This window comes from Micromonospora sp. CPCC 206061 (genome assembly GCF_036906915.1).
In the GTDB taxonomy this organism is placed as follows: domain Bacteria; phylum Actinomycetota; class Actinomycetes; order Mycobacteriales; family Micromonosporaceae; genus Phytohabitans.
Genome location: NZ_JBAKHX010000157.1, coordinates 1 through 7,542, shown reverse-complemented (window position 1 = coordinate 7,542; position 7,542 = coordinate 1). Strand labels below are relative to the sequence as shown.

Annotated in this window: 7 protein-coding genes and 1 pseudogene; 1 reads left to right on the top strand and 7 read right to left on the bottom strand. The window is 68.5% G+C overall.

Translation table 11 applies throughout. From position 1 onward, the window contains the following. From V6V89_RS40695 to V6V89_RS40665, 7 genes and pseudogenes are all read right to left on the bottom strand, one after another. Nucleotides 1–397: pseudogene (locus tag V6V89_RS40695) on the bottom strand (hypothetical protein); the annotation flags it as partial. Between the two features lie 358 nt (nucleotides 398–755). Continuing rightward, the gene (locus tag V6V89_RS40690; RefSeq protein WP_334625061.1) at nucleotides 756–1,655 is read right to left on the bottom strand and encodes a DNA-3-methyladenine glycosylase family protein; all 900 of its coding nucleotides are present in this window, start codon (nucleotides 1,653–1,655) and stop codon (nucleotides 756–758) included. 321 nt (nucleotides 1,656–1,976) lie between these two features. Continuing rightward, entirely contained in the window at nucleotides 1,977–2,714 is a 738-nt protein-coding gene (locus V6V89_RS40685) for a DUF4142 domain-containing protein (RefSeq protein ID WP_334625059.1), read from the bottom strand. A 262-nt stretch (nucleotides 2,715–2,976) separates the two neighbouring features. Next, entirely contained in the window at nucleotides 2,977–3,654 is a 678-nt protein-coding gene (locus V6V89_RS40680) for a hypothetical protein (protein WP_334625058.1), read from the bottom strand. Nucleotides 3,655–3,822: 168 nt separating this feature from the next. After that, nucleotides 3,823–4,635, bottom strand: coding sequence for a zf-HC2 domain-containing protein (locus V6V89_RS40675; RefSeq protein WP_334625057.1), 813 nt, complete (start codon nucleotides 4,633–4,635; stop codon nucleotides 3,823–3,825). Continuing rightward, nucleotides 4,632–5,321, bottom strand: a complete 690-nt coding sequence (locus tag V6V89_RS40670) for a sigma-70 family RNA polymerase sigma factor (protein WP_334625056.1) — start codon at nucleotides 5,319–5,321, stop codon at nucleotides 4,632–4,634. The genes V6V89_RS40675 and V6V89_RS40670 overlap by 4 nt, the downstream gene beginning before the upstream one ends. A 122-nt stretch (nucleotides 5,322–5,443) precedes the next feature. Further along, nucleotides 5,444–6,304, bottom strand: a complete 861-nt coding sequence (locus tag V6V89_RS40665; RefSeq protein ID WP_334625055.1) for a spermidine synthase — start codon at nucleotides 6,302–6,304, stop codon at nucleotides 5,444–5,446. Nucleotides 6,305–6,343: 39 nt separating this feature from the next. Between V6V89_RS40665 and V6V89_RS40660 the strand changes: the two genes are divergently transcribed. Further along, nucleotides 6,344–7,471 (top strand): ATP-dependent DNA ligase, encoded by a 1,128-nt coding sequence (locus V6V89_RS40660; RefSeq protein ID WP_334625054.1) that lies wholly within the window; start codon nucleotides 6,344–6,346, stop codon nucleotides 7,469–7,471. Nucleotides 7,472–7,542 lie beyond the last annotated feature (71 nt).

Sequence of the window (7,542 nt, the reverse complement as noted above, 5' to 3'; positions counted from 1 at the left end):
TCTGGAAACCATCGTGGATCGGCAGGTTGCTGCCTTCCTCACACGTGTTCGGCTCCTTGTTCAACGGCGGCGGCGCGGTGGTGGTCGGCGCCTGCGTGGAGGGCTGGTTGGGGCCCTGCGTGCCGTTGTTGTTGCTGGGTGGTGTCGTGGGTGCCCCCGTACCCGTACACGCCTGGCCGTCACCCCAGTAGTTCCGGACCGTGCGACCGTTCTGGCGGGTCTGCGTGACGTTCTGCTGGCCCTCCGGCGCGGTGCCGTTCGGAGCCGGGCGGCAAGCGGCCGGTGCACGCCCTCGGTTGCGCTCGCGCGCGGACGAGACCTGAGTCACGGTGATGATGCCGCCGAACACCACGAGCGTCGCTAGCACACCGATGATGCGCTTGGTCCTACTGCTCATGGTCGAGCTGCGCCGTTGTGCCGACCTGTACATGTGGGGATACCTTCTCCTTCTCATCGAGGGCGGCGCGGTGGGCAGGCGTCGTCCAGTTGAGGTTTTGCCTCTCTGCTACACACGATGTCCGGAACGGGTGCCGACCTACGCCTACGGGATTGACATTCGCGACGAGTTCGCACCACGTTTTTCTGCGATCCCAACCTAAAAGCGCAGCTCTATAAGTGTCAAGCCGAGAAGAAGGAATTAAGCTTTCCGCACTTTCCTTAAAGGAAATTTATGCCGGAGCGTTCAACGCTATGGCATCCCCCGTTCGGATGATGCCGACGGTTCAGCGTCGGGCAAGATTTTTTAACTTCCCAGGTCAGAAGCGCGCGAACGAGCGGAGGGGCATCCGCGGCCCGTACCGGGGTGCTGCAATTCCCGCTTTTTCCAACAGCACACAAACGCGTCCGCGGTGCCCCGGAAATGGCGCCAACAATGCGAGCATCCGGGCGTCGTCACCGCGCGGTTCGCCAGCCAATGCCCAGGCCACGGTGTTGGGAATGTGGTAGTCGCCGATCGATACCGCGTCGGCGTCGCCGAAAACCACCCGTACCACCTCCGCGGCTGTCCACGGCCCGATGCCGGCGATAGCGACCAGGCGCGTGGTGGCTTCCGTACTGTCCGCGCATTTCTCAAGCCGCGCGGCGGCCGCGGCGGCCCGGCGAAGCGTGTCGGCGCGCCGCTGCTCCACCCCAAAGGGGTGGAAGACCCAGTACGGTGCCGCGGCGACCGCCGCCGCGTCGGGCGGCAGCCACAACCGCTCCACCGGCCCGGGCGCCGGCTCGCTGAAGTGCCGCACCGCCTTCACGTACCCGCGGTAGGCCTCCTTGCCGGTGACCTTCTGTTCGAGGATGGCGCGCAGCAGCCGGGGAAAGAGTTGGCCGGTTGCCGGCAGCCGGAGGCCGGCGTGGGTGCGCGCCAGGCGCGCGACCAGGGGATGCGCGGCGGCGAGGTCAGCGAAGCCGCTGACGTCGTCGTGCAGACCGGCCACCGCATCGGCCTGGTCGAGCAGCCAGGCGGCGCCCGGCCCGTATCCGGTCGCGGCGATCTGGTGGCCGTCACGGCGCAGCGATAGCGTGCCAGGACCGTCTGGTGTGCGGCTTGCGTACCAGAATGCGCCGTCGACGAAGCGGGCGCATGGGTCATGCTGGCCCATTGGCAGCAGCCCGACCGACCCTGCCAGGTGGTAACCGTCTGGCGGCGTCAGCACCCGATGCACGACCAAACTCTGCCACGGGAGCGAAGTGGCTGGTAGGCTTCCCCAACCCTGAAAGGGGCCGCACAGACGCGAGCACCGGGACACGGACGGGGTGTCCCGGTGCCGCTCTCTCCGGAGCGCTTGCGTCAGACCCGGCTGGTCAGTGACCTCTCCCTTCGCCTGGTGTTGGTCTCCGGGTCCTTTTGTAGTGCGCCAGTTGGGGGACTAGCGCCGCGCCCTCGGCTGGTGCACGTCCCGCGCCGTCCATCGTGGGCTCTCCAGCACGATGGGGGGCGGGGCGCCCGCCGGGCGGGCAGTGCGACACGAGCGCTCCGGAAAGTCTTACCGTGGGCGGAACAACTTGAAGGTCGTCACGCCGCCGGCCACCAGGGCGACCAGCAGCACCACCCAGATCACCGTCGGGTTCACCCCCGTACCGTTGGCGGAGCCGGTGGCGATCGCGTTGTCAAGGAAGCCACTGCCCTGGGCGTTGGTCACCTTGGGGTCGGGCGGCAGCGGCAGGTCTGAGTACTTCACCAGGCCCGTGCTCTCCAGCAGGGTCAGGTGGGTGAGCACGAACTTGTTGGAGTCCTGCGCGAGCTGGCGCACCACGTCGTTGCGGGTGCCGGTGCGCACCTGGGCGATCACCGGAAAGACCTTGCCGTGCGCCGCGCGCAGCCGGTCGACGAAGACCTGGTCGAAGTCGGCGCCCGCCTGGGCCTCTTCCATCTCCGCCAGCCACTTCTGCTGGTCGCCGTTGGGCTCGTTGGGCAGCTGGTAGTTGAGCTTGTTGGCCGCCGCGACCACGAGCCGGTCCAGCTCGGCGTGCTGCTTGGCGATCTCAGCGCCGACCTGGCGTACCCGCACCCGGCCGCCCTTCTCGGCGGCCATGTTGCCGGCGGGCATCTCCCACAGCCCCGCCAGCCGGACGGCCGACAGCAGGTTCTTGTCGGCCGCGGTGAGCGGCGTGTCGGGCGCCGCCTGCGCCGCCACGGGCATCGCCAGTATGCCGATGGCCAGCCCGGTGAGGACGGCCGCCGCCCGACGCGCCGCAGGTGCCGCGAGTCGTCCCGTGAGCATCTCTGAACCTCCAGGACCGGTGCTTGAACAAGCGATCGACGAAGCTGAAGAAACCGTAAAACGGCACTCCCAGGACCGTCAATCTCACCTGCGAAAAATAGGGAACTCTTAGGTGGCATTTAAAGGGAACTTATGCCGTCCAACTTCAACGCTGAGACATCCGCCGTTCGGCTGATGCCGGACGGTTTTGAATTGGCACAGAAACGCGGTGGCCGGCCGCACCATAATGGCCACGACCGGTCACCGCGTCATTTCTCTGCGCTTAGTAGCTGTAGCCGCTCTCGGAGCTTTCGCCGTCCTTGGACTCGTCGTCCGCGGGCGGCTCGACGGCCTTCGGCGTACCGGTCGGGAGGCAGGTCAGGTTGCGCTTGCCGTCCGGCGCGACGACGAACCACGTGCCACCCACGCCCTGGCCTCTCCACTGGCCAGGCTTGGTGTCACCGATGTACCGGTACAGCGCCCAGTCGCCGAGGGTCAGCTGCTTGGTGCCGTCGGGCCGGGTGATGACGCCGAGCTTCTCGTCGTCGATACCCACCAGGTCGGGCTTGCCGTCCTCGGTGTACGCAGGCGGCCAGACCTTCTGGCACTTCTCGACGCAGTTGCTGGCCGGCGGGTTGACGGTGTCCTTGTCGAAGCGGTACAGCGTGAAGCCGTCCTGGTCGACGACCACCGTGCCCATCCGCGGGAGCTTCTTGGCGGTCAGTTTCGTGGTGAGGTCTTCGGCGGCGACATCCTTGGTTGGCTCTTCGGCCGTGTCCTCGGCGCCTTCCGAAGTTTCGGGCGTCGGAGTCGCCTCCGCCGCGGCGGCTGCCTGGTTGGCCACCTCAACCTGGTCGCCATTGTTCTGGTCGTAGCCGGTCGGGGCACAACCAGCCAGGGCCAGTGCGGCGGCACCTGCCAGAGCGCTCACGACGAGAGCGGTCCGCTTTCCCGTTATCACTTGCCCTCCCTGTTACTTTCATCCACTTGGGCCTTCTTGACATGAAGTACGTAGGCCCGGCCCAAATAGTTGAGCCAGCGGTCATGATTGACGGTGGACAATTTCACAGCCAAGCCCTGAACCAGATCGCCCTGCCGTGCGTGTGCAGGTATGGGCGCGATCTGCGCTCTAGAGAGCAACCGTTACGAGCGGCTCCGCGACCCCGTCCGTGACGGACTGGATCTGGATGCGGTCGATATCGTTGCGCGGTGTGGCCGTGGTGGTGGACAGCAGCAACGGCTGCGGCTCCTCCGCGGTCCCGTAGCCGGACGCGGGCACGGACCAGGTGTTGAGCACCTCGGTCGAGCCGCTCTCCCGGAACACCACGAGCCGGCAGGTGCGCGGGCCCTTGAGCTTGGTGAGCTGGAACGACACCTGGGTGCCCCAGATCTTCGTCTCCAGCAGCAGTTCGGCCTCGACGCCGGTCTCTGTGTCGCGCGCGGTGAACTTCTCACCGTCTTCGCCGACCCCGCCCGTGGCCTGGCCACCGGGGCCACCGATGCCGGGCCCACCCGTGCCGTTGGGGTTGGGCGTGGCGGGACCGGTGGCGGTCTGGTTACCCTGCGCCGACACGTTCGGCGAGCTGCCGCTGTCGCTACCGAAGAGCTGGCCACCGGCGAACAGCGACACGCCACTGGCGGTCGCGAGCACGGCGACGGAGGCGGCGGCGGCGAGGATCTGCCGGGTGCGAGCGCGCTTGCGGTGGGCGCCCACCTCGACGATCATCCGATTGAGCACGCGCCCATCAGAGCGGGACTGCTCGGCCGTCACGAGGTTTTCGCCGTCCACTTCGGACAACAGGTTGACGACGGGGAGCATCGACTCCAGCTCGCCGGCGCACGCCCAGCAGCCAGCCAGGTGCTCCTCGAACTTCTCGGCCTCACGCTCGTCGAGCACGCCAAGCGCGTACGCGGCCACGTCCCAGTGTGCTGCCCGGCTCATCCGGTCACACCCCGTTGCTGTAGCGCGCTCCGCAATGCACGAAGCGCATAGTAGACCCGTGACTTGGCAGTGCCCAACGGCAGGCCCAGCGCTTCCGCCGCTTCAGGCACAGTCTTCCCCCGAAAGTACGTCTCTAGGATGATCTCGCGGTGCGGCTGGCTGAGCGTGCGGAGCGCGTCCGTCACGGTCATGAGGCGCAGCACCCGCTCGGTCTCGTCGGGCTCGGAGAACGCCTCCAGGTCGCGCCCGTACGTCTCCGGCGGCCGCGCGTTTTCGCTCCGGTGGTCGTCGATCGCGATCCGCCGGGCCACCGTCACCAGCCACGGCCGCAGGGACGCCTGCCCCTGGGCACCGAGCCGGTGCGCGTTGCGCCACGCGCGCAGGAGCGTCTCCTGCACGATGTCTTCGGCCCGCTGGCGGTCACCGCCGGTGAGGCGGAGCACGAACATCAGGAGCGGGCCTGCGTGCTCCTCGTACAACTCGCGAACCAGAGCGTCGTCGTGGTTCGCCGGAGAGGACCCGGCTTGGTGGCGCCCGGGGGCAGGGCGTGGCGTCACGCGCTCATCATTGCGTGCGGCCGCCCCTCCGTCGATAGCCTGCCACCGATTGGCGGACCGTTGCGGAGGCACAGCGGACGCACGGTCCGTCGCCCGGCCACCACGCCACTCCGCGGCTATCGCGTACATACCCGGACCAGCGGTTCCAGCGGCGTCACCATCGAGACCTCCATCGCACGTCACAGGGTGTGGCAGGCCGGGCCGTGGAGCCTGGCGACCATGTTCTGGTACGGCTGTGAGCGCAGGAGGGATCAATGGGTCGAGCCAAAAGTTAATGACGGTGGTGGGTTGGATGGGCGGGCGCTGGCGTCGTCTCGCACAGGGGCTCCGCTGCTGAACCGGTGCAACTCCGCGTCGTGCAGCACCCGGCCCGGAAACCAGTCACCCACCACCCGGCGGTTGAGCTGCGGAATCGGCAGATCCACCCGGCTCGCCACGAGGACCAGGTTGCCGTACCGCCGGCCGCTCAGAACCCCGCTGTCCGCGATCAGGCAGGTGCGCGGCAGAGCCGCGCGGACCGTCGCGGCCAGGCTTCGCGCGTACGCCAGGGGCGGGCCGTCGGCCATGTTCACGAGGTACTGCCCGTCGGGAGCGAGGACCCGGGCCACCTCGCGCGCGAACTCCACCGAGCTCAGGTGCGCCGGGGTGCGGGCGCCGGCGAACACGTCCCCGACGATCACGTCGTACGCGGCGCCGGGCAGGAACTGGAGAACCTCCCGCGCGTCACCGACCCGAATCTTGAGCCGCGGATCGCGTGGCCACGGCAGCTCCCGCCGGACGAACTCCACCAGAGCCCCGTCGACCTCCACGACCCGCTGCGTGGACCCTGGCCGGGTGGCGGACACGTACCGGGGCAGCGTCAGCGCGCCGCCGCCGAGGTGCAGCACGCGCAGCGGCTCACCGGGCGGGGCGGCCAGGTCGACCGCGATCGCGAACCGGCGCACGTACTCGAAGTCGAGGTAGGTCGGGTCGTCAAGGTCGACGTGCGACTGCGGGGCCTGGTCGAGCAGCAGCGTGTACGCCCGAGGCCGGTCGATGTCGGGTCGCAACTCCGCGACACCGGTGTCGACCTGCTCCGTGATCGGGTCCGCCCCCCGCCTACTGCGCGCCACGGGAAGAAGTATGTCGGACTCAGGTTCTAGTGTTTGACCGTGGAGCTTCGGGTGAATCCGCCGGTCGAACCGATGCTGGCGAAGAGTATTCCGGACATTCCGGTCGTGCCGGGCATGACGTACGAGCCGAAGTGGGACGGCTTCCGGTGCATCGTGTTCCGCGACGGCGACGAGGTCGAGCTGGCCAGCCGGGGTGGCAAGACCCTCACGCGGTACTTCCCGGAGGTGGTCGCGCAGGCCAAGGCGCAGCTGCCGCCGCGGTCGGCGATCGACGGCGAGCTGGTCATCATCCAGCGCGCCGAGGGTGGTGGCGCGCCGCGCCTCGACTTCGACCTGCTCAGCCAGCGCATCCACCCCGCCGCGTCGCGGGTCAGGCTGCTCGCCGAGCAGATACCCGCGTCGTTCGTGGCGTTCGACATCCTCGCCCTCGACGACGAGTCCTATCTAGACACTCCGTACGCGGCTCGGCGTGCCGCGTTGGAGAACGCGTTGAAAGACGTGGCTGCGCCGGTGTACGTCACGCCGACCACGGCTGATCCCGCCACCGCGCGGCGGTGGTTCGAGGTCTTCGAGGGCGCCGGGCTGGACGGCCTGATCGCCAAGCCCGCCGACATCGCCTACGAGCCCGGCAAGCGCCTCATGTACAAGGTCAAGCACGCCCGCACGGCCGACGCCGTGGTGGCGGGCTTCCGGTGGCACAAGTCCGGCCCCGTGGTGGGTTCGCTGCTGCTCGGCCTGTACGACGAGGCCGGCACCCTGCACCACGTCGGCGTCTCGGCGTCGTTCCCGATGGCGCGGCGGGCCGAGCTGCTGGAGGAGCTGGCGCCGTACCGCGACGTCACCGACCACCCGTGGGCGCACGGCGACCACGAGGGCGCGCAGCGCATTCCGGGCGGGGTGAGCCGCTGGACCGGCGGCAAAAACCTGGCCTGGGAGCCGTTGCGGCCCGAGCTCGTGGTCGAGGTGGCATACAACGCGATGGAGGGTGAGCGGTTCCGACAAACCGCGCAGTTCCTGCGATGGCGCCCCGATCGCGAGCCGCGATCCTGCACCTACGAACAGCTGGAACGCCCGCTCCGCTTCGATGTCGACGAGGTGCTCGGCGGCGGAGCGAGGGAGTCGCCCTTCAGCGCCGCACGACCGAGCGACCCAAAACGAAGCCGGTAGCCTAGTGCCAATACCGGTAACTTAGGGGCAATTCGGTCGTTGGTCGTGGTGTGCCTCGTGCGGGTCAATTG